Origin of the sequence: Flavobacterium sp. RSP15 (assembly GCF_003968755.1) — a bacterium.
GTDB lineage: Bacteria > Bacteroidota > Bacteroidia > Flavobacteriales > Flavobacteriaceae > Flavobacterium.
Map to the genome: position 1 here is coordinate 85,201 of NZ_RYDL01000009.1, position 23,759 is coordinate 108,959.

Sequence of the window (23,759 nt, forward strand, 5' to 3'; positions counted from 1 at the left end):
TTGATTATATGCTCATACTTTTTGGAGGACAAGCAATACCAACAAAGCAGGATAAATTTTAAGCCTATAAAAATTTATGAGATTCAAAAAAACGAGACAATAAAAGGATTTTTACTGCTATCTTGGCTAGGGATTTAACGGTTATAAATGTCGTTATTCATTCCAAATTCTCATAATTTTGTCATTCCGACGAAGGAGGAATTTCACCGCATGGGATTCCTCCTTCGTCGGAATGACAAATCAAACGGTATAAGTATTATAAATGGCTAGTATTTTTCATCTGCAAACTGCGACTGAACAATGATTACTGTTTTTTCGTAATCTCCCTAAACACGGCCTCTAAATTTTTATTCTTCTGATTCAGCTGAAGTGTCTTTAAACCATTGGCATTGGCAAAATCAAAAACAGCGGGGCGCATGTCTTTATCCGCTTTGAAAGTCAACTCCCAAATCATGTCATGTATATTTTTGTAAGAAATAAGATTTTCGATTTTAGCAATTAATTGTTCCTCAATTTTATAATCGAATTCTACTTCAATCACTTGTTCCTTATCTTCAGAAATTAAGTTGTCCAGTTTTTTATCGGCAACAATTTTTCCATTATTGATGATAATAACACGGTCACAAATCGCTTCTACTTCCTGCATAATGTGCGTCGAAAGGAAAACAGTTTTGTCTTTTCCCACATTTTTAATCACATTACGAATTTCGATTAATTGGTTTGGATCTAAACCAGTGGTTGGTTCATCCAAAATCAAAACATCGGGATTGTGCAATAACGCATTGGCAAGGCCCACACGTTGCCGATATCCTTTAGACAATTGGCCTATTTTTTTATGACTTTCGGTAGTTAAACCAGTAAGTTGAATTACTTCGTCGATACGGGATTTAGCTACTTTATACACATCAGCGTTAAAGGCTAAATATTCGCGTACATACAAATCCAAATACAGCGGATTGTGTTCCGGTAAATAACCAATTGAAAGTTGTACTGCCTTTTGGTTGGTGTTTACATCATTTCCGTTTACTATTGCGGATCCTTCATCAGCATTGATGTAAGTGGTCAATATTTTCATCAAAGTTGATTTTCCGGCTCCATTTGGACCTAAGAAACCAACTATTTCTCCTTTTTTGACAGAAAATGTAATGTTGTCTAAGGCTTTTTGAGTACCGTAACTTTTGGATATGTTATTTACTTCTATTGACATGGAATTTTATTTGTTGCAAAAGTAAACAGAAAAAGTATTGATTTATTGTTTTTGTAACTCAATAAATAAAAGACCTTCGTCAAAGTTTATTGAGCAAGAGGATATTCTCTTTTAGATTTATATATTTACCATAAACTATATGAACATGAATTTGAAAAACACACAATCAGGGAGTTTCTTGAAAAACTACAAAAGTATTTTATTGCTGCTTGGCGGAATTTTGGCAGGAAGTATATTGGGCTTAGTTTTTGGAAAGGAAGTAGAAGTGATTAAACCATTGGGCGATATATTTCTGAATTTATTGTTTACCGCCATTATCCCTTTGGTGTTTTTTACGATTGCATCTTCGATTGCCAATTTAGAAAAATCAGAGAAACTGGGAAGATTATTTGTAATTGTTATGGGAGTGTTTTTAAGCACCGTATTAATTTCTGCCATTTTGATGCTGGTTGGTGTCCTGTTATTTCCCATTCATCAAGACATCATTATTTCAAAAATACCGTTAGAAAGTATACAAAGTACAAATACAGGTTCACAAATTACCCAATTGCTTACAGCGGGGGATTTTTATGAGCTGCTTTCTCGAAAAAGCATGTTGGCCTTAATCATTTTTTCCTTTCTAATAGGGTTTGCCGCCCTGCGTTCCGGAGAAAAAGGAAAAGATTTCAGCAGGTTTTTGAATTCAGGCAATGAAGTGATGAAACAATTGTTACACATCATCATGAAAACGGCTCCAATAGGTTTGGGGGCTTATTTCGCGTATCAGGTTGGAATTTTTGGACCGCAATTATTTGGAGCTTATGCAAAACCTTTGGGGCTTTATTATGCGGTTTGTGCTTTCTACTTTATTGTGTTTTTTAGTTTGTACGCTTTTATCGCTGGAGGGAAATTAGGATTTAAAGTATTTTGGAAAAATAATATTACGCCTTCCTTAACCGCATTGGGAACTTGCAGCAGCATTGCCACTATTCCTGCCAATCTGGAAGGTGCCGAGAAAATGAATATTCCGGCTCACATCAGAAATGTAGTTATTCCACTGGGTGCGCCTTTGCATAAAGACGGATCCAGTATGTCATCTATTGTGAAAATTGCGGTAATTTTCGCCATGTTCGGAAAAGATTTAACGGACCCAAATACCTTATTAGTGGCGTTAGGAATTACAGTAATTGTTTCGGTAGTTGAAGGCGGAATTCCTAATGGAGGTTATATAGGAGAAATTTTGGCGATTACCGTTTATGGTTTCCCAATGGAACAAGCTCTTCCAGCTGCAATGATTGTGGGGACTTTAGTAGATCCAATGGCGACATTGCTAAATGCGAATGGTGATTTAGTGTCGGCGATGATGGTTGCCCGAATTTCGGAAGGAAAAAAATGGCTTGCTGAAAAAGTAGTTGTATAAAACCACTTTTTTTAGCCGGTTTCAATGGTATAGTTTTAAAAACAGTAAAATAGCAACGACTTATTGGTGTTTTAAAGGCCTTTTTTTAATTATTACATAATTAATAACCAGTTTTTTAGCGAATTCTTTTTTTGTTCAATAAAATCAGCCTTTTTTTTTGGATAGCTGGAAATTATGTATACATTCGCAGAGTAATTAATACAAAAAACAACAGCATGTTGAATAACCGATTTTATTTTAGCAACTCTTATTATTTCTTCTGGAAGGTCGAAAGGGATTGTTGTATGGTTATTTGATTATAAAATTAAATTGATACTATAAATATACAATCCCGATGTAAATCGGGATTTTTTTTTGCTTAAAAAGGTGTAAAATGAATGAAATAATTGGAATACAAGGCATAACGGGTTCTTTTCACCATCAGGTGGCGCAAGAATATTTTCATCAGGCGGTTGCTTTAGATGAATGTTTGTCCTTTGAAGAGTTAGTGGATAACCTGCTCTCCGGTAAATCAGATCAGGCAGTTATGGCTATAGAAAATTCTATTGCGGGCCCAATTATTCCGAATTACGCATTGATTGACAAGAATAATTTACACATAATAGGAGAACATTATTTAAGAATTCATCAAAATTTAATGGCCTTAAAAGAGCAGAAAATAGAAGATATTTTGGAAGTACATTCGCATCCTATGGCCATTTTGCAATGTATGGAATTCCTTAAAAAATATCCAAATATAAAATTAGTCGAAGATAAAGATACTGCCGAAACGGCTCGTAGAATTCAGGAAAATCAGTTGAAAGGAATTGCTGCAATCGCCAGTAAAACCGCATCTGAAATGTATGATTTAGAAATTTTAGCTCCTGAAATTCAAACGATTAAAAATAATATGACACGGTTTGTCATTATCAAAAAAGAGAATTCATTTGTTCCGGAAAACGAGATTAACAGAGCGTCTATCAAATTTGAATTGGATCATAAACGGGGAAGTTTAGCGGCAGTTTTAAATGTGATGAGCGATTGCAAATTGAATTTAACCAAAATACAATCGTTACCAAAAATAGAAACGCCTTGGAAATATTCGTTTTTTGTAGATGTCACTTTTGAAAAATACGAAGATTATGCGAAAGCAAAGTCGCTATTAATCATTATGGCAGAATATTTCAAAGTGTTAGGCGAATATAAAAACACAAAATTATAAAGCCCTTAACCCCAACCCCCGAAGTGGGAATTAGATTAAGATCGATTTACAAGAAATTTAAAATAGAAGAATGATTACTATAGCGAAACGTCTCGAAATAATTGAAGAATACTATTTCTCCTCAAAGTTGAGAGAAGTAAGGCAACTGGCTTCTGAAGGGAAACCCATTATCAATATGGGAATTGGAAGCCCGGATTTGCAGCCGTCACAAACGGTAATTGCGGCAATGGTCCTGGCAATGCAAGAGGAGAATGCGCATCAATACCAAAGTTATCAAGGGTTGCCGGAATTACGACAAGGTATGGCTGATTTTTACAAAAACAATTACGGAGTTGCGTTGAATCCGGCTAACGAAATTTTGCCTTTGATGGGGTCAAAAGAAGGGATTATGCATGTTTCCCTGGCTTTTTTGAATGAAGGCGATCAGGTGCTGATCCCAAATCCAGGATATCCAACCTATACTTCGGTGACAAATTTAGTGGGAGCTGTGCCGATTTATTATGACTTAAAAGAAAACAATAACTGGGAGCCGGATTTTGAAGCTTTGGAAAAATTGGATTTGTCGAAAGTGAAAATCATGTGGATTGGTTATCCTCACATGCCAACTGGAGCCAGAGGAAGTCTGGCATTGTTTGAAAAATTAGTGACTTTTGCCAAAAAGCATAACATTTTATTAGTGAACGACAATCCGTATAGTTTTGTTTTAAACGACAATCCGATGAGTTTGTTGCAAGTAGCAGGTGCAAAAGACGTGGTTTTAGAATTGAACTCTTTGAGTAAGACTTTTAACATGGCGGGCTGGAGAGTGGGAATGCTTCTGGGAAATGCAGCTTGCATTGATGCCGTTTTGAAAGTGAAAAGCAACATGGATAGCGGTATGTTTTACGGGATTCAAAAAGGAGCGATTGCAGCTTTAAAAAGTGACAAAACTTGGTTTGATTCGATGAATGTGATTTATAGAAAACGCAGAATTCTTACCGAACAACTGGCTGAGAAATTAGGCTGTAAAGTTTATAAAGAGGGAGTTGGATTATTTGTTTGGGCAAAATTGCCGGACGGAATCACATCGGCGGAGAAATTCATAGATAAAATTTTATATGACAAATCTATTTTTATTACGCCGGGAACTATTTTTGGTTCTAATGGAGAAGGTTACATCCGATTTGCATTGTGTGTAAAAGAAGAAAAAGTACAGGAAGCAATTGACAGGTTTGCATAAAAAATATTCGTTTTAAAAAAATAAATGTATTAAAAAACGAAATGCCCTAGCCCTGATAACAGTGGAAATCCTTTTCCTTTTTGCTGTCAAAAAGGAAAAGATTGAAACGAATAGCAGGATTAGCTACAAAAAATAAGAAATGAAAGTATTTGTAATAGGAATAGGATTGATAGGCGGTTCAATGGTGTTGGACATTAAAGCACTGCATCCGGAAGCCAAAATTTATGGAATCGATACTGATGAAAATCATTTGCAGGAAGCAATAACTTTGGGAGTTGTTGATGCTGGTGCGACATTTGATGATTTAGTTGATGCAGATTTTGTAATCGTTTCCGTTCCGGTTGACGTTGCATTGCTAGTTTTGCCAAAAGTATTGGATGTTATTGGCGACAATAGTATAGTTTTTGAAGTGGGTTCTACCAAAATACCTATTTGTGAAGCGGTTGCCAATCATCCTAGAAGAAGGAATTTTATAGCAACGCACCCTATTGCGGGGACGGAATTTTCAGGACCATCGGCAGCGATAAAAGGATTGTTTCAAGGGAAAACGAATATCATTTGTGAGGTCGAAAAAACAACGTTTAAATTACAGGAAAAAGCGTTGGATTTGTTTAAGGCTATGGGAATGCGGATTCGGTATATGGACCCAAAATCACATGACAAGCACATTGCTTATGTGTCACATTTATCTCACATTAGTGCCTTTATGTTGGGGAAAACGGTAATTGATAAAGAGAAAGACGAACAGGATATTTTTGATATGGCGGGTTCTGGTTTTGAAAGTACGGTTCGTTTGGCCAAGAGTTCACCAGCCATGTGGACACCAATTTTTAAACAAAATAGGAAGCAGGTTGTGAAAACATTGGATGAATACATTTCGAATTTGTCAAAATTCAAAGAATTGTTAGAAAAGGAAGATTATGATGCGATTTATAATGAAATGCAAAGTGTCAATAAAATAAAGGAAATATTAAACGGAATTAATATAAAAAAGTAAGCTGTTTTCATCTTGAATCTTCGGGAACAGTTACTGTAATAAGAACAACACAAAAACTAAAAAACTAAAAAAATAAAATTAGAAAAGATGGAAAACAAGAAAGAAATGAGAAATTGGTTGAATGAATTTAATTTGACTCATCCATTTGTGATCGCAGGACCTTGTAGTGCTGAAACAGAAGAACAAGTATTGAAAATTGCACATGAATTGAAAGATTCAGATGTGAGTGTTTTTAGAGCTGGAATTTGGAAACCAAGAACGCGTCCGGGAGGATTTGAAGGAGTAGGAGCAATAGGGCTTAAATGGCTGCAAAAAGCAAAGGCAGAAACCGGCTTGCTTATGGGAACCGAAGTAGCGACTGCAGCGCATTGTAAATTGGCTTTAGAGCATGATATTGATGTATTATGGGTTGGAGCCCGTACAACTGCAAATCCGTTTGCGGTGCAAGAAATTGCTGATACATTAAAAGGAACCGATAAAATTGTATTGGTCAAGAATCCGGTAAATCCAGATATGGCTTTGTGGCTGGGTGGTGTGGAACGTTTGCATGCGGCAGGAATTAAGAATTTAGGCGTTATTCACAGAGGTTTTTCTACGTATGAAAAAACGAAATACAGAAACATTCCTGAATGGCAGATAGCTATTGAATTGCAAAATAAATTCCCTGATTTGCCTTTGATCATTGATCCCTCCCATATTACAGGAAACCGTGAGATGATTCTTGAAGTGACTCAAGAAGCATTAGATCTGAATTACGACGGTATGATTATCGAGACGCATACTGATCCGGATAATGCATGGAGTGATGCAGCGCAACAAGTGACACCAGATGCTTTGAAACAGATTTTCAAAGATTTGAAAGTGAGAAAAGTAAGTGGTGATACGGACGAGTTTGCTAATAAAATGACAAAATTGAGAGCGAATATTGATGTTCTGGATTCGAATTTATTGGAATTGTTAGGCAAACGCATGAAAGTGGCTGACGAAATTGGTCAAGTGAAAAAAGACGCTAACGTTGCTGTATTGCAAAACAATCGTTGGAACGAAATTTTAGGAAAAATGATTTTGGAAGGCGAGAAGAAAGGGTTGACAGAAGAGTTTGTACTAAAAATGTTCAAAGCGATTCACCAGGAAAGTATTGGTCACCAAGAAAAAGTATTGAATGCTTAAGTAACCAAGTAAATAATTATTTATTTATTTATTAAAACCTACAACTTGATTGTAGGTTTTTTTTGTATTATTGCGTAGTTTTAATGATCAAAATTTATGAGAAAATTATCGTTTGCAGTATTAAATATGATTTTTTTAGGGTTTCTCTTTATCTCATGTAATTCTAATGAGGATGTAACTCCACCTTCTAACAAGAGTTATGATATGGTGACTACTTTCGCAGGATCTGGTTTACCTAACGCTAGTGAAGATGGAGTAGGAACTCAAGCTACTTTTTGGAGACCAGAAGATCTTGTGGCAGACGCAGGAGGTAATTTGTATGTGGTAGAAGTAGGTGCTAGCAAGATTCGGAAAATTAGTCCTGCAGGAGTAGTAACTACTTTTGCAGGTAATATCATTCCTGGAAGCATTGATGCTATAGGTATAGAAGCAAGTTTTGCAGGACCTTCAGGGCTCACAATTGATGCTTCTGGTAATCTATATATAGCTGATACGGGTAATAATAAGATTCGCAAAATTTCTCCAACGGGTGTGGTAACTACTGTAGCAGGAACAGGAGTTGGCGGTAGTGTTGATGGAGATAGAAGTCAAGCAAGTTTTCTTGCCCCTACTGATGTTGTTGCAGATGCTGCAGGAAATCTATATGTAGCTGATATTTCAAATAATAAGATTCGCAAAATAACCCCATCAGGCGTAGTCAGTACGTTTGCCGGCAGTGGAGCCGAAGGTAGCAAAGATGGCATTGGTATTTTAGCTAGTTTACATTATCCTCGCTTTATAACTATCGATGCTTCAGGAAATTTATTTGTATCAGAATGGGGTAGTCATAAAATCCGTAAAATTAGCCCTACAAGGGTAGTGACTACTTTAGCCGGAGGCGGCATATACGGTGTTGATGGTACTGGTAGTAATGCAGGTTTTGGTCTTCCTAGTGGCCTAACAATTGATGCTTCAGGAAATCTATATGTTGCGGATGTTCATTCTAATAAAATTCGTAAAATAACTCCTGCTGGAGTTGTAACTACGTTTGCTGGTACAGGAATAGCAGGTAGTCTTGATGGATTACTTGCTACTGCGACATTTGATAGACCTTTTGGTGTTGCAATAGATAATAATGGGAATGTATATATTGCTGGAAATGGGAAAATAAGAAAAATTGCTTACGAATAGATAGTGTAATTACGAATGCCACTCTAAAATTCTTTAAGACAATTCACCAGGAAAGTATTGGACACCAAGAAAAAGTATTGAATGCTTAAGTAACCAAGTAGATAATTATTTATTTATTAAAACCTACAACTTGATTGTAGGTTTTTTTGTAGTATTGCGCTCTTAATTATTTAAACTTAAACTATTTTATTATTATGAGAAAATTTATCTTTTTGGTTATTGGCCTATTATCTACAACTTTTATGTTGGCCCAATTCGAAAGTTCAAAACAAATTTTTGAGTCGCCTAAATTACAGCAACTTGTTGCATCGCACAAAACAGTTGCTATATTACCCTTTAAAGCATCTATTTCTTATAAAAGATTGCCTAAAAATTTTGATGCACAAACAAATAGAGACGAAGAAAAAAAATTGGGTTCTAGCTTACAATCAGGGATGTATACGTATCTTTTGAGAAAATCTAATGATTATACAGTTACCGTTCAGTATGTGGAAAGAACAAATATTTTACTGAAACAAAATGAGGTCTTCGATAAAATTGACGAAATGAATCCCGATGCGCTTGCTAAAATTCTAGGTGTTGACGCAGTAATCAAATGTGCTTATGCTTATGAAAAAACCAGCAGTGAAGGTTTAGCGATTGCTAAAACGTTACTAATTGGTTTTGGAACAGGAAAAGTTGCTAGTGGAGAAATCACTATGAATGTATATAACGGAACAGATGGTGATTTACTTTGGAGATTTTACAAAGAGATGAATGAAGATGTAATGAGTTCAGCAAATGCCGTGATGGAAAGAATGATGAGAAAAGTAGGCCGTAATTTTCCATACCAAATAAAAAAATAAAGAATCGAGTATTGAGAACAGTTGTACTGAAAATCCCCATAACTTTTTGACAAAAAAATTATGGGGATTTTCTATTTTTAATTGTATGTAAAGTTGCTCAAAGTGAAAAACTTTAAACTTTTAAACTTTAAACCTAAAACAAAGAATTATCTTTGCAAAGTCTTAGATTTTAAATCAGAAATCTAAAATAGTTAATCTTCAATCAAATAATCCTTTATGACAGGACTCGTTTACAAATCTACAGGAAGTTGGTACACCGTAAAATCCGAACAAGGCGATTTTATAGAATGCCGTATGAAAGGGAAATTCCGAATTAAAGGAATCAAAAGTACCAATCCTATTGCTGTAGGCGATGTAGTGGATTATGAACTAGAAGAATCATCCGATACTGTTACGGGAACCATTCATAATATTCATGACCGGAAGAATTATATCGTTCGGAAATCAGTGAATTTATCACATCAGATGCATATTATTGCGTCTAATATTGACAGGGTTTTCTTGTTGGTTACCATCAATAATCCGCCAACGACTTTTAATTTCATCGACCGTTTTCTGGTTACTGCCGAAGCGTATGGAATTGAAACTATACTGGTTTTTAATAAAATAGATACACTAGACGATGCCACGCTGGATGAACAATTGTACATGCAGCATGTGTATCAGGAAATTGGATATAAATGTTTGCGCGTTTCTTCGACTGAAATGAAAGGAATAGAGGAATTGAAAAAAATGATGATTGGTAAAGTGAGTATGTTCTCTGGGCATTCTGGTGTGGGGAAATCGACTCTGGTAAATGCGATGGAGCCTTCTTTACATTTAAAAACAAAGACAATTTCTGAAGCAAGCAAGCAAGGGCAACACACGACGACTTTTGCCGAAATGTATGATTTGTCTTTTGATGCCAGAATTATCGATACGCCCGGGATCAAAGGTTTTGGAATCGTAGACATGGATGCAGCAGAAATCAGTGGTTATTTTCCTGAATTTTTTAAGTTGAAAGAGCAATGTAAATTCAATAATTGCTTGCATAAAGATGAGCCGCATTGCGCTATTAAAGGGGCTTTAGAAAAAGATGAAATCGCTTGGTCCCGTTATAGAAGTTACCTTAAAATTCTCGAAGGTGACGATGAAAATTACCGTACGGATATTCATAATGAGGATCGAATAATCAGTGACAAAACTAGGGAATAGTAGAGACGCGATTTATCGCGTCTATTTTACATAGAATATAAAAGAATGAAAATCGTCCTCCAAAGAGTTTCCCAAGCCTCCGTAACCATCGATACTAAAGTCGTAGCCGATATCCAGAAAGGATTGTTGGTTTTGGTTGGGATTGAAGATTTAGACAATCAAGAAGATATCAATTGGTTAGCTTCAAAAACAGTCAATATCCGTATTTTTGGTGATGAAAATGATGTTATGAACTTATCGGTCAAAGATACAGATGGCGATGTTATTGTGGTAAGTCAATTTACTTTGCACGCCGCTACTAAAAAAGGCAATCGTCCTTCCTATATCAAAGCTTCAAAACCAGAAATAGCTATTCCATTATACGAGAATTTTGTGCTTCAGCTGGAGAAAGAATTGGGTAAAAAAGTACAAACTGGCGTTTTTGGTGCAGATATGAAAGTACTTTTGCTGAATGATGGTCCTGTAACGATAGTAATTGACAGTAAAAATAGAGAGTAAAACACTTGTTTATTGTAAGATTTAGTATATTTTTGAAAACCACGAATACTATAAATTTCCAAAATAAAAATAAAGGTGCTTTCCCAGATAAAAATGGTAAGTGCTGCTAATAGTTGGTTAATTATTCACACTTTTCACACGCCTAAATGAAAATCAAAAACGTACTAATAGTTTTTTTTGCAGCGATAGCGTGTTCCTTACAAGCGCAAAAAAAGGAATTTTTCGAGACTGCTATTGCGGATAGCTTAAAAGAAAATGCAAATGCAGTGGTTCGCTTGAACCAAGTAGATATTCGTATTGAATCCCAAAGAAATATGACTGTAAGCACTAAAAGAATAATTACAGTTTTAAACGAAAAAGGACTTGATGTAATAGACGCAGTAGAAAGTTATAACAAAAGGACTACTATTAGAAACATAGAAGCCACTGTATATGATGCTGCAGGAAAAGAAATTAAAAAAATTAAACGAAAGGATTTTAGAGATCAAAGTGCAGTTGGTGGCGGTACGCTCTTTTCAGATAATAGATACCTTTATTTAGATTATACACCTGTTCAATATCCTTTTACCGTAATTTTTGATAGCGAAATAGAAACGGCTACAACTGCTTTTATTCCGCAATGGTATCCGTTGAACAATTATTTTGTCAGTGTCGAAAAAAGTATTTTGAATGTAAGTTTTCCCGATAATTTGGGTTTTAAAAAAATGGAATTTAACTTTTCTGATTTCAAAATAAATAAAACAATAGATACAGCAACACAACTTTCATATACTGCAACTCTTATTCTGGCTCAAAAACAAGAAGAGTACAGTCCGGTTATTAATACTGTTTTTCCAAAAGTGATGATGGGTTTAGAGTTGTTTCACCTAGAAGGGGTAGATGGAAATGCAAAGACATGGAAGGAGTTTGGACAATGGTATTCTGATAAAATTTTATTTGGAACTGCTAATTTGTCAGACGAAACCAAAGAAAAAGTAAAAGCAATCGTAGGAGAGGAAAAAGACCCAATCAAGAAGGCTAGATTAATATACAATTTTGTGCAACAAAAAGTACGGTATATTAGTATTCAAGTTGGGATTGGCGGATGGAAACCCATGCTAGCCTCTGATGTAGATCATCTGGGATATGGAGATTGCAAGGCATTAACTAATTATACAAAAGCATTGCTGGAAGTTGTAAACGTACCATCTTATTATACTATTTTGTATGGTGACAGAAAAAAAATAAACATTCAGTCTGATTTTGTGTCCATGCAAGGGAATCATGTTATTTTATCGATTCCAAACGGAGATAATTATACTTGGCTTGAATGTACGAGTCAGGATGATCCTTTTGGGTACCAAGGAACTTTTACAGACGATAGAGAAGTATTGGTTATAAAGCCTGAGGGTGGCGAAATCGTTAGAACAAAAGTTTATGACGATAACGGAAATACACAAATTAGTAAAGGAACATATAGTTTATCGGCAAATGGAGATTTTTCCGGTAAAATAACTATTGTTTCACAAGGGTCACAGTACAGTCAAAAAGCAGCTATCGAAAACAGACAACCAACGGAAAAAGAAGCGCATTATAAAGAATATTGGGATAATATTAATAATTTGAAAATTGATAAAATATCATTTACTAACGATAAGGAAAAGGTCACATTTACTGAAAATGTTGAAATTAGTACCATTAATTATGGAAGTATTTCGGGAAATAAGATAATGTTCGTGGTCAATGGGTATAACCAAATTAGAGGAACTATAAAACGAATCCGAAACCGGAAGAACCCATTTGAAATTCAGAGAGGATATGTTGATGGAGATGAAATTGAGATTAGTTTGCCTGTAGGGTTTTCTATTGAATTTCTGCCGAGTAATTTTGAATTGAAAACGAAGTTTGGAGAATACAAAACTGAAATTATCAAAAAAGACGCTACAAGTATAGTGTATAAGCGTACCATGGTCTTGAAAAAAGGGTTATACACTAACAAAGAGTACGATGAATACCGCCTTTTTATAGAACAAATTTCAAAAAGTGATAATGCCAAAATTATTTTAACCAAAAATCAATAAAATCATGAAATGTAACCAACTCTTCATTATTCTTTTTTTTACTTTAATTTTTTTTAAAGGCAATGCACAAGAATTTAAATTAGGAAAAGTTTCAGTTGCGGAACTGCAGCAAGAAAATCATCCTACAGATGCTGCTGCCGTTGCAGCTATTCTTTTCGAAAAGGGAGTGATTGATTTTGAATACAATCAAAATGAAGGTTTTATTATGACTACAGAAGTCACCACCCGAATTAAAATTTATAAAAAAGAAGGATACGATTGGGCAAATAAAGCAGTTCGATATTATAATGGCACAAATGCAAAAGAATCGGTGTTCTTCTCAGATGCCATTACTTACAATCTGATAAATGGCAAGATTGAGAAGACAAAGCTAAAAAGTGATGGTGAATTTGATGAAAAAGTTAATAAATATTGGGGACAAAAAAAAATTACGATGCCCAATGTAAAAGTAGGGTCTGTTGTTGAACTTAAGTATAGAATCCGTTCCTCTCGTTATAGTGAATTAACAGAATGGAATTTTCAATCGAGTATTCCTGTAAATTATTCTGAATTCAAAACATTTATACCGGAGTATTTTGTATATAATCCAAACATAAAAGGCTTTATTCAGCTGAGTATAACCAAAGAGAATAACGGCAAATCATTGAATTATTTGTATCGAGCAACTGCCAAAGCCGGCGAGAGTATGGTTTCTTCATCCTCGCAAGAGAAGTTAGAATTTTTAGAAACTCGAACAGTTTATCTTGCAGAAAATCTTCCGGCAATGAAAGAGGAAGCGTATGTGAATACTATAGCAAATTATACGACTAGCGTTTCCCATGAACTTTCTGTCGTGAAATTCCCCAATCAGCCCTATCGGACACTATCAACCGATTGGCAGTCCGTTACCAAAACCATTTATGATTATGAAGATTTTGGCCCTGAATTGAACAAAACAGGTTATTTTGAGGAAGATTTAAAACCTTTACTGTTGGGGACTACGACATCAGAGGAGAAAATAGCAACCGTTTTTAGCTTTGTAAAAAACGCCGTCAAATGGAACGATTACTATGGGTATTCCTGTAATGACGGAGTAAAAAAAGCTTACAAAGACAAAACGGGTAATGTTGCCGAAATTAACTTGATGCTTACTGCTATGTTGCGGTATGCCGGAATAACTGCGAATCCCGTTCTTGTTAGTACGCGCTCAAACGGAATTGCACTGTTTCCTAATAGAACCGCTTTTAATTATGTTATTGCTGCAGTTGAAACTCCTAATGGATTGGTGTTGCTAGATGCCACGGATCGATTTTCGGTACCTAATGTTTTGCCTTTGAGGGTTTTGAATTGGGAGGGAAGATTGATTCGTAAAGACGGGACATCTGTGGAAGTAGATTTGATGCCCAAAGTTCCTTCTAATGATATTGTAATGATGAACTATACTATTGATACTAATGGACAGGTTTCAGGTAAGTTGAAACGACAAAGAACGGACTATAATGCGATTGTTTTCAGGAGAAATGTCAATGATGTGAAAGAAGAGGCTTACCTTGAAAAGGTAGAAAATGATAACAACAAAATAGAAATAAGTGACTACTCAAGAACAAATGAAAAGGATGTAAAGCTGCCTATTGTAGAGAATTTTTCGTTTTCAGGGTCAAATTTTAGTGAACTCATTGGCGGCGCTATTTACATAAATCCAATGTTATTTTTTGCTGTAGCCGAAAATCCTTTTAAACAAGAAAACAGGGCTTATCCTGTAGATTACGGATTTCCTTTTATGGATAAATACAGTATAAGCATACAAATTCCGGAAGGCTATAAAGTGGAGACAATGCCTACTTCGATACAGTTAAATATGTTGGAGAATTTGGGAAGTTTTAAATTCATGATAAACAGAACGGGGAATTTGATTCAGTTAGTAATAACGCATCAAATTAACAGCCCAATTATTGTAACAGATGATTACCTGATGTTAAAAGAGTTTTATCAAAAAATGATTGAGAAGCAAAATGAAAAAATAGTGCTAAGAAAAGTATAAGCAAATGAAAATCATCAAAGTTGTACTTGCAGTATTCCTAGTTATGGTTATATCTGAAATGAAAGCTCAGGATTTTGAAATCGGAAAAGTATCAATCAAAGAGCTTTCAGAAAACTTTCATCCCCAAGATACTACTGCTACCGCTACCATTTTGACTAAAAAGGCAAGGACTTTTTATAGTTATAATTTAAAAAATGGGTTTACGGTAAATCATGAATATTGGTATCGCATCAAAATATATAAGAAAGAAGGCTTGGGTTGGGCAAATTTTCAAGTGCCTTATTATGTAGGATATGAAGATTTGAATAATGAATCTGTAAAACTTTCTAATGCCGTAACTTATAATCTGGAGAATGGTACTGTAGTAAAAACGAAGCTCAATAATGAAGGCAGTTTCAAGGAAAATGTAAACGAATATTGGAGCCAAGCCACGATAGCTATGCCAAATGTAAAAGTAGGGTCGGTCATAGAGTTTAAATATATACTGAAATCTGAAAACATTGTGAAATTATTGGGGGGCAAATGTTTATTGATCCACTGCTGTTTTTTACAGTAAAGAAAAATCCATTTGTTCAGGAGAAAAGGGAAATGCCTATTTATTTTGGGTATCCAAAACAGGAAAAATACATTATAAACCTAGAAATTCCTGAGGGATATATGGTAGATTCCTTCCCCAAAGTGATGAAGATAATCTCTGAAGATAAGGTACTCTCATTTGGTATTAACACTCAGGCAGATGGAAATAAAATTCAAATTAGTATTACAAAGGAAATAAATGCAGCAATTTTGTCAGTAGATTATTATGATGATTTAAAAAGTTTTTTTCAAAAAATTATTGATAAACAAAACGAGAAAATTGTACTTAAAAAACTAAAAAAATGAACCTAAAAAATTCCCAACTCGACGTAGATACTTGGATCAAAGAACACGGCGTTCGTTACTTTAACGAATTGACCAATATGGCGCAGCTTACCGAAGAAGTAGGGGAAGTGGCCCGAATCATCGCCCGTCGTTACGGCGAACAATCCGAAAAAGAAAGCGATAAAGACAAAGACCTTGGCGAGGAATTAGCCGATGTAGTTTTTGTGGTATTGTGTTTAGCCAACCAAACCGGAATTGATTTACAAGCCGCTTTTGATAAAAAAATGGATCTAAAATCCATTCGAGACAAAGACCGTCACAAAAACAATGAAAAACTCAAATAATTTGTGAAGTATAAATTATGAATTATAAATGCGGAGTGGTAAATTGCGACTCAAAAATTATTTGAGTTAAAAATGAAAGTATAATTCATATCTCATAACTCACAACCCATAATTACAAAAATGAATTTACTGTTACAAACTTCCCAATCCAATTTACAAGCTCAAATTGCAGTTACTGGCTCAAAAAGCGAAACAAACCGCTTGTTATTGTTACAGGCCTTATTCCCAAACATTACTTTGGCAAATACTTCGAACTCTGATGATAGTGAAGTCATGCAAAAAGCATTGCTAGGAAACGAGGAAATAGTTGATATTCATCATGCAGGAACAGCCATGCGTTTCCTGACCGCTTATTTTGCTGTGAACGAAAGCCGCGAAGTAGTTTTGACTGGTTCTCAAAGAATGACGGAGCGCCCGATAAAAGTTTTGGTGGAAGCCTTGGAACAATTAGGTGCGAAAATAACGTACGAGAAAGAACCAGGATATCCGCCCATTCGTATCAAAGGACAAAAAATAACAGCTTCTAAAGTGAACATTCCTGCCAATGTGAGCAGTCAATACATATCGGCCTTATTATTAGTGGCGCCAAAACTGGAAAACGGTATTGAAATCACTTTGGTTGGTGAAATCACTTCAGTTCCTTATATCAAAATGACCCTGGCTTTGTTGAATGATTTGGACATTAAAACCAGTTTTGAAGGGAATGTAATTACTATTTATCCAAAACAAGCAGTAGCATCAAAAGTAATGACTGTTGAATCCGATTGGAGTTCGGCTTCTTACTTTTTTAGTTTGGTTGCTTTGGCTGAAAATGCTACTGTTTCATTGACCAGTTATACAGAAACCAGTTTACAAGGCGATTCGGCTTTGGTAGAAATCTATAAGCTAATGGGAGTTGAAACGCATTTTGAAGGAAATAAAATGACGCTTACCAAACAAGGGAATTTTATTCCTCAAACTCTAAATCTTGAACTAAATAATACGCCGGATATTGCCCAAACCATTGTTGTTACCTGCCTTGGATTAGGAATTGGTTGCCATCTAACAGGCTTACATACCTTGAAAATTAAAGAAACAGACCGACTGGAAGCACTACGAATTGAGCTAACAAAACTCGGAGCGAGCATATCCGTTACCAATGATAGCTTGACGCTTTTGACTTCAAGTGAAATCAATCACAACATTAAAATTGCAACCTACAACGACCACAGAATGGCAATGGCATTTGCACCATTAGCGTTGAAAGTACCCATAATCATCGAAAATGCCGAAGTCGTTTCAAAATCATATCCGGATTTTTGGGAAGATTTAAAAAGTTTAGGTTTCGAAATTTCGTAAAAAAACCTCAATTCATTGGGCGAAAAGATGTTTCCCTTTTCCCTCTCCTTTGGAGAGGGCTGGTGTGAGGAAAAATAAATTGCAAAACACTTGACAACGCCTATCTCACAATCGTATATTTGCACACTCGAATTAAGATTGTCATCCTGAGCGCAGACGAAGGACATAACTCATAATTCATAACTTATAACTTTTTAAGATGAAACTATCACATTTTCAATTCGATTTGCCAAAAGAACTTCTTGCTGAATATCCAGCTGAAAACAGAGACGAAGCACGTCTAATGGTTATAGATCGTAAGAAAGGGACTATAGAGCATAAAATGTTCAAAGATGTTATTGATTATTTTGACGAAGGCGATGTTTTAATTCTCAATAATACTAAAGTTTTTCCGGCACGTTTGTATGGTAACAAGGAAAAAACAGGCGCAAGAATCGAAGTTTTTTTACTTAGAGAATTAAATGCAGAGCAAAGACTTTGGGACGTTTTAGTAGATCCGGCCCGAAAAATCAGAATTGGTAACAAATTGTATTTTGGAGATGATGATTCATTAGTCGCTGAGGTGATAGATAATACTACGTCTCGTGGAAGAACATTGCGTTTTCTTTACGACGGTTCTTATGAAGAATTCAGAAATAAATTAACGGAACTTGGAGAAACTCCAATCCCAAAATACATTTCTAGAGACGTAACTCCGGAAGATGCGGAACGTTACCAAACTATTTATGCCAAAGAAGAAGGATCTGTTGCAGCGCCAACTGCAGGATTGCATTTCTCTAAACATTTAATGAAAAAACTGGAAATCAAAGGAATCAAATTTGCCGAAGTAACCCTTCACGTAGGTTTGGGAACTTTTAATCCGGTTGAGGTTGAGGATTTATCAAAACACAAAATGGATTCCGAGGAATTAAAAATCACTCAAGAAGCATGTGATATTGTAAATAACGCAAAAGTTCATAAAAAAAGAATCTGTACCGTAGGAACAACATCTATGCGTGCCGTAGAAAGTTCAGTTTCGTCACATAATACACTGAATCCTTTTGACGGATGGACAAATAAATTTGTGTTTCCACCTCATGAATTTACGATTCCCACCTGTATGATTACTAATTTTCACACGCCAAAATCAACTTTATTAATGATGGTTTCCGCTTTTTGTGGCCACGATTTAATGAAAAAAGCATACGCAGAAGCAATCGAAAAAGAATACAAATTCTATTCTTACGGTGATGCAATGATGATCATCTAATCTGAATTCATTTCAGTCTAAATAACAAAATCTCGTCAGCAATGGCGAGATTTTTTGGTTTATTCCGAGCACAGTTTTATAAGAGTGTGCCCCAAGGGTCGCGCTGTACGCTGTATCTTTATTTTCTTAAAGAAAGAAAATAAAGGATGCCGCTTCCATCCCTCACACAAAACGTTTGGAATATGTGAGGACTTTTTGTGTAAAAAGAAATTTAAAACGGCATCTCAATTTTGTGTCTGAATAAATTTGTTACAGCTATTTTTTTGTCAAGTCGAGCGCAGTCGAGATACCGCGTTGAGTTTTGACTGCGCTCGACTTAATATATATTCTGAAGCCTTAAATTGTAATTTGAAAACACCGATACCTGCTTTTTTTTAGATTTCGTAAGTCAGAGTCTGCATTCTCAGCAATACTCGTGGCTCGTATACTTGCATCTTTAGTTGCCTGAGCAATCATTTATTTTTAGTTCGGCCAGTTTGATGTACTAATATTCCACGTCAGAATTAATCAATTCACGGGATTGTCACGATAATTTTTCAATTTTGTTTACTTCCTTAGATTGGATACTCACACTTTGAGTTAACGTGAATCCAGTAAAAATTTGCTGTCTCGTAGTTCCGTTTTTGTTATAAGTAGTTTCAAAATCTTTATTGAAATTTCCCGCAGAGAATATCATTTCATAGGCAATAACTCTTTTGCCGGATAAATAGTTTTTTTCTTTTCTCTCTGTCCTCATCCAATGCGACGTTGGCCTTTTTCAAAGTGGTGCTTTTTCACTACTTTTACAAAACAAAATACAAATCATGATTTTCGAAAACACCCTTGAATTTGCAAAACACCTCGATTTACAAGATCCTTTACACAAATACCAAGACGAATTTATTTTCCCGAAGGTACAAGGAAAAAAAGTAATTTATTTTACTGGAAATTCTTTAGGATTGCAGCCGAAACGCACCAAAGCGTATGTAGATGAAGTCATGAATGATTGGGCAAATCTAGCTGTTGAAGGACATTTTTACAGTGAAAAACCATGGTGGGATTACCACGAACGATTCGCAGATGCGTTGAGTAAAATTGTTGGTGCTTTACCAAGCGAAGTTACCGTGATGAATACATTAACGGTAAATCTTCATTTACTGATGGTTTCCTTTTACCAACCTACACAAACCAGATATAAAATTATTTGCGAAGAAAAAGCATTTCCTTCGGATCAATATATGTTTCAAAGTCAGGTCGATTTTCACTCCCAAAACCTGGGGATACAACTCGAGGATGCAATTGTTGAGATTAAGCGTCGCGATGGCGAACACAACATTCGCTTAGAAGATGTGTTGGCAAAAATTGAGGAAGTAGGTGATGAGTTGGCTTTGGTCTTAATTGGGGGGGTCAATTATTACACAGGACAGGTATTTGATATGAAAACTATTACCGCTGCAGGTCATAAAGTGGGAGCCTACGTAGGCTGGGATTTAGCGCACGCCGCAGGAAATATTAAGCTGGAATTGCACGATTGGAATGCGGATTTTGCCGCTTGGTGCAGTTATAAATACATGAATTCAGGGCCAGGAAATGCTTCTGGATGTTTTATTCATAAAAAGCACCACAACAATGCAGCGTTACCCAGATTTGCCGGATGGTGGGGACATAATAAAGAACGTCGTTTCAAGATGGAACAAACCTTTGATCCTATTCAAGGCGCTGATGGCTGGCAAATTAGTAATCTTTCAATACTTTCTCTGGCGCCTTATTTAGCATCTGTAGACATGTTTGATGAAATTGGGATGGATGCTTTGATCCAAAAAAGAGATGCGATCACTTCTTATTTAGAATTCATTCTGCATGAAATAGACAAAGAAGTGGATAGTAGTTTCGAAATTATAACACCGTCAAATCCCACAGAAAGAGCGTCACAATTGTCCGTCTTGCTTCATGGGGAAGGCCGCAGTTTGTTTGATTATTTAATGCAAAATGGAGTAATCACGGATTGGCGTGAACCTAATGTTATCCGCTTAGCGCCAGTGCCTCTGTATACTTCTTTTGAGGATATATATCAATTTGGGCAAATTTTGAAAGCAGGAATTCAGTCTTAAAACGGGCATTAAATAACACAAAAAATAGTTTTAATTTTATAAACGTAATTAACAGGGTTAAGCCTTTCTTTGTATTGGTACTAATTATGAAAATTAAAATTATGAAAGCATTATATTTTATACTAATAGCTGCAGGTATTGTTTCTTGTCAAAATCAAGGAAAAATGGACATTCAAAAAGCCAAACAGGCTACTGTAGACTCCATGAAAGTTGAAATCGAAAAACAAAGAGTGATCGACTCCATGCAGGTAGAAATGGTTAAAATCCAGGAAGCTAAAGTAGAAACTCAAAAAGAAGTAGTTGTTGTGGATCAACAAACAGCGGGGACTACTACAAAAAATAAAGGTTGGAGTGGTGCTGCAAAAGGAGCCGTAATTGGTGCCGGCGTTGGTGCTGCCACAGGGGCAATCATCAGTAAGAAAAAAGGACAAGGTGCTATAATAGGTGGTTTAGCCGGTGCGGGAGTAGGGGCAGGTACAGGCGCTATTTTAGATAGTAAAAAACAGTAAATAGATTTTTCAATATAGCTTGGAGTGTTTAAGTTCAAAAAGAATTTAAACACCCCTTTTTATTTAGCGCTAGCTAGTTTAATAGGAATCCATATTAGTGATAATTTCATTCGCCTTAACTTTGATTTTATACATTTCTTCCGGATTCATTTTGTTCAATAAATTCATCATCATTGCCATGCGTTGGTTCCCTTTGAAATACTCTTTTTTCTCATCTAGGAAATTCCAATACAGCGTATTGAAGGGACAGGCTTTGTCGCCAAATTTCTCTTTGACATTGTAGTGGCATTTAGAGCAATTATTACTCATTTTGTTGATGTAACTTCCAGAGGAAACATAGGGTTTTGTGGCAATTATTCCGCCATCGGCATATTGTGACATCCCGCGTGTGTTGGGCATTTCAACCCATTCAATCGCATCAATATACACGCCCAAATACCAAGCGTCTACTTCGTCAGGATGAATTTGTGTCAGTAGTGTAAAATTCCCAATAATCATAAGTCTCTGGATGTGGTGCGCGTAGGCTTCATCTAAACTTTGATTAATCGCGTGACTCATGCAATTCATTTTGGTTTTACCTGTCCAGAAAAAATCAGGAAGCTTGTTTTTGTTTTGCAAGACATTCATTTTAGCATAATCAGGCATTTCTTTCCAGTATATTCCTCTTATATATTCGCGCCAGCCTAAAATTTGACGCACAAAACCTTCTACTTGTGAGATAGTTATTTCTATTTCATTGTCATGATAAAAAGCAATCACGGTCTCGAGGACTTCCTTTGGAGAAAGCATTTTGCTATTCATGGCAAAAGACAAACGAGAATGGAAAAGGAATTTTTCATCGGTATGCATTGCATCTTCGTAATCACCGAAATGTTTCAACAGATTTTTACAGAAATAATCTAAAACCTCGAACGATTGCTCGCGCGAAGTAGGCCAACTGAAATTATCTAAATCGATGTTTCCAAAAGTGATGATCCCAGCTTCTTTAATTTGGGCAACAACTTTAGAAACATTGGTGTGAAAATTCTTTTCAGAAGGCACAGGAACTTCTCCTTTGTATTTTTTGCGATTATCGGCATCAAAATTCCATTGATTTCCCACAGGAGTTGACCCATTCATTAACAAATGATGTTTTTTACGCATGCTGCGATAAAAATTTTCCATCAGCAACAGCTTTTTACCCTCAAAAAAATCGGAAAGTTCATGACGCGTAGTGTAAAAATGCTCGGAGTCAAAAGCTTCTGATTCTATTTTTAGATTGGAACAAATTGTTTTTAGTTGTTGGTCCAATCGGTATTCATCAGGGAATTGATATTCAAATTTTTCGATTTTATATTTTTCGATACAGAAAGTAATAATTTTTTCTAGATCCTGAGGATTATCGCCATCAGTAATTTGAAAATATAAGGCTTGATGTCCTCGTGATTGTAGGGCTGTGTAAAAATTTCTCATCGCCATAAAAAAGGCCACCACTTTTTGGATGTGATGTTTTACATACGCTGTTTCCTGACGCATTTCGGCCAGCACATAAATAGTGTTATGATCTTTCTCCTGCAACCAGGAGTGTTTTAAATTGAGTTGATCTCCAAGGATTAATCGTAGTTTTTTCATTTTTATTTTTTGTAAAAGGAAACAGTAGAAACTTCTTTTCGGGCATATTCAAAACGGTCGATAAGTTTGGGTAAACAATAGCCATCAAGGCCGTTTAGCGCCACAACATTGCCTTTATCAATTTGTAACCACCCATCTTTATGTATTAATTTCTCCTCAAAAAATAAATTTTCGATAGCTGCAATTACATGAATTGTATTGTTTTCCTGGATGTAATATTCATTTAGATATTTACAATGCAACTGCACAGGGCTTCCTTTTACAAAAGGAGTTTCAATGTTGGTCTTGTATTCTTCTTCCAGGCTTGTTTTATCAAATTCAGAAACGCCTAAATCATAATTTGCGGAGGTATGATGCGCATCGGCAATCATGTCAGCAGTGATGTGATTTACCGTAAAATAACCAGTCTCTTTTATATTTTTGTAGGTGTCTCTGGGAACGGTTGTGGGTCGCATAATGAATCCAATTATGGCAGGATTACTACCTAAATGTGTGATACTGCTAAAAATTGCTACGTTAGTGTTTCCGTCCAATGATTTTGTAGCAAGAAGATTCGCTGATTTATAACCCGTGCACGAATTGATTAAATTCAGTCTTTCAATTTTTTCCATTTTGGAAATAGCTTCTTTAGAAATATGTTTCATATTTTTACTTTTGAACAAATATACTTTTTGTTTAATTAAAATGGAAATAAATCAAACAAAATAATAAATAAGGCTCAATTATTTATTTTGAATTAGTTTTGAACAAACACATTATAAGTAAATTGTTATAATT

General features: G+C 35.5%; 22 protein-coding genes. 18 read left to right on the forward strand and 4 right to left on the reverse strand.

Features of this window, described 5'->3' with window-relative positions; translation table 11 throughout:
- Positions 1-304: 304 nt before the first annotated feature.
- Complete coding sequence (gldA, locus tag EKM00_RS10720; protein ID WP_126516156.1) at positions 305-1,207, reverse strand: gliding motility-associated ABC transporter ATP-binding subunit GldA; 903 nt, start codon at positions 1,205-1,207, stop codon at positions 305-307.
- A 145-nt stretch (positions 1,208-1,352) separates the two neighbouring features.
- On the opposite strand from gldA, the gene EKM00_RS10725 reads away from it, so the two are divergent.
- The 16 genes from EKM00_RS10725 to queA all read left to right on the forward strand — a co-directional run bounded on the left by EKM00_RS10725 (position 1,353) and on the right by queA (position 18,772).
- On the forward strand, positions 1,353-2,606 hold the full coding sequence (locus tag EKM00_RS10725; RefSeq protein ID WP_126516157.1) for a dicarboxylate/amino acid:cation symporter: 1,254 nt from the start codon (positions 1,353-1,355) through the stop codon (positions 2,604-2,606).
- A gap of 373 nt (positions 2,607-2,979) precedes the next feature.
- Positions 2,980-3,807, forward strand: coding sequence for a prephenate dehydratase (locus tag EKM00_RS10730; protein WP_126453058.1), 828 nt, complete (start codon positions 2,980-2,982; stop codon positions 3,805-3,807).
- 70 nt (positions 3,808-3,877) lie between these two features.
- Positions 3,878-5,026 carry a pyridoxal phosphate-dependent aminotransferase gene (locus EKM00_RS10735; RefSeq protein WP_126516158.1) on the forward strand — a complete coding sequence of 383 codons (1,149 nt, stop codon included), beginning with the start codon at positions 3,878-3,880 and terminating at the stop codon, positions 5,024-5,026.
- Positions 5,027-5,165: 139 nt separating this feature from the next.
- Positions 5,166-6,023: a prephenate dehydrogenase gene (locus EKM00_RS10740; protein WP_126516159.1), complete on the forward strand. Its 858-nt coding sequence runs from the start codon at positions 5,166-5,168 to the stop codon at positions 6,021-6,023.
- Between the two features lie 87 nt (positions 6,024-6,110).
- On the forward strand, positions 6,111-7,193 hold the full coding sequence (locus tag EKM00_RS10745; protein ID WP_126457419.1) for a bifunctional 3-deoxy-7-phosphoheptulonate synthase/chorismate mutase type II: 1,083 nt from the start codon (positions 6,111-6,113) through the stop codon (positions 7,191-7,193).
- Positions 7,194-7,289: 96 nt separating this feature from the next.
- Complete coding sequence (locus EKM00_RS10750) at positions 7,290-8,363, forward strand: NHL repeat-containing protein (RefSeq protein WP_126516160.1); 1,074 nt, start codon at positions 7,290-7,292, stop codon at positions 8,361-8,363.
- 194 nt (positions 8,364-8,557) lie between these two features.
- Positions 8,558-9,208, forward strand: coding sequence for a hypothetical protein (locus EKM00_RS10755; protein ID WP_126516161.1), 651 nt, complete (start codon positions 8,558-8,560; stop codon positions 9,206-9,208).
- A gap of 216 nt (positions 9,209-9,424) precedes the next feature.
- Complete coding sequence (rsgA, locus tag EKM00_RS10760; RefSeq protein WP_126516162.1) at positions 9,425-10,402, forward strand: ribosome small subunit-dependent GTPase A; 978 nt, start codon at positions 9,425-9,427, stop codon at positions 10,400-10,402.
- A gap of 45 nt (positions 10,403-10,447) precedes the next feature.
- Positions 10,448-10,900, forward strand: coding sequence for a D-aminoacyl-tRNA deacylase (dtd, locus tag EKM00_RS10765; protein ID WP_126453080.1), 453 nt, complete (start codon positions 10,448-10,450; stop codon positions 10,898-10,900).
- A 146-nt stretch (positions 10,901-11,046) separates the two neighbouring features.
- Complete coding sequence (locus tag EKM00_RS10770) at positions 11,047-12,960, forward strand: DUF3857 domain-containing protein (RefSeq protein ID WP_126516163.1); 1,914 nt, start codon at positions 11,047-11,049, stop codon at positions 12,958-12,960.
- A gap of 4 nt (positions 12,961-12,964) precedes the next feature.
- A complete protein-coding gene (locus EKM00_RS10775) occupies positions 12,965-14,980 on the forward strand; it encodes a DUF3857 domain-containing protein (protein ID WP_126516164.1) in 2,016 nt (671 codons plus the stop codon).
- Positions 14,981-14,984: 4 nt separating this feature from the next.
- The gene (locus EKM00_RS14960) at positions 14,985-15,536 is read left to right on the forward strand and encodes a DUF3857 domain-containing protein (protein ID WP_233592278.1); all 552 of its coding nucleotides are present in this window, start codon (positions 14,985-14,987) and stop codon (positions 15,534-15,536) included.
- Positions 15,503-15,862, forward strand: coding sequence for a hypothetical protein (locus EKM00_RS14965; RefSeq protein ID WP_233592279.1), 360 nt, complete (start codon positions 15,503-15,505; stop codon positions 15,860-15,862). Before EKM00_RS14960 ends, EKM00_RS14965 begins: the two co-directional genes overlap by 34 nt.
- Entirely contained in the window at positions 15,859-16,185 is a 327-nt protein-coding gene (locus EKM00_RS10785; protein WP_126453086.1) for a nucleotide pyrophosphohydrolase, read from the forward strand. The genes EKM00_RS14965 and EKM00_RS10785 overlap by 4 nt, the downstream gene beginning before the upstream one ends.
- Before the next feature lie 120 nt (positions 16,186-16,305).
- A complete protein-coding gene (gene aroA / locus EKM00_RS10790; RefSeq protein ID WP_126453088.1) occupies positions 16,306-17,523 on the forward strand; it encodes a 3-phosphoshikimate 1-carboxyvinyltransferase in 1,218 nt (405 codons plus the stop codon).
- 199 nt (positions 17,524-17,722) lie between these two features.
- Positions 17,723-18,772, forward strand: a complete 1,050-nt coding sequence (gene queA / locus EKM00_RS10795; protein ID WP_126453091.1) for a tRNA preQ1(34) S-adenosylmethionine ribosyltransferase-isomerase QueA — start codon at positions 17,723-17,725, stop codon at positions 18,770-18,772.
- Between the two features lie 523 nt (positions 18,773-19,295).
- Here the strand turns inward: queA and EKM00_RS10800 are convergent.
- Positions 19,296-19,508, reverse strand: coding sequence for a hypothetical protein (locus EKM00_RS10800; protein ID WP_126457414.1), 213 nt, complete (start codon positions 19,506-19,508; stop codon positions 19,296-19,298).
- A gap of 67 nt (positions 19,509-19,575) precedes the next feature.
- Between EKM00_RS10800 and kynU the strand changes: the two genes are divergently transcribed.
- The gene (kynU, locus tag EKM00_RS10805; RefSeq protein ID WP_126516165.1) at positions 19,576-20,862 is read left to right on the forward strand and encodes a kynureninase; all 1,287 of its coding nucleotides are present in this window, start codon (positions 19,576-19,578) and stop codon (positions 20,860-20,862) included.
- A 101-nt stretch (positions 20,863-20,963) separates the two neighbouring features.
- A complete protein-coding gene (locus EKM00_RS10810; RefSeq protein WP_126457412.1) occupies positions 20,964-21,371 on the forward strand; it encodes a glycine zipper family protein in 408 nt (135 codons plus the stop codon).
- Positions 21,372-21,449: 78 nt separating this feature from the next.
- On the opposite strand, the gene EKM00_RS10815 is transcribed toward EKM00_RS10810, so the two are convergent.
- Entirely contained in the window at positions 21,450-22,982 is a 1,533-nt protein-coding gene (locus EKM00_RS10815) for a cryptochrome/photolyase family protein (RefSeq protein ID WP_126516166.1), read from the reverse strand.
- A 2-nt stretch (positions 22,983-22,984) separates the two neighbouring features.
- A complete protein-coding gene (locus EKM00_RS10820; protein WP_126516167.1) occupies positions 22,985-23,626 on the reverse strand; it encodes a flavin reductase family protein in 642 nt (213 codons plus the stop codon).
- Between the last annotated feature and the right edge of the window lie 133 nt (positions 23,627-23,759).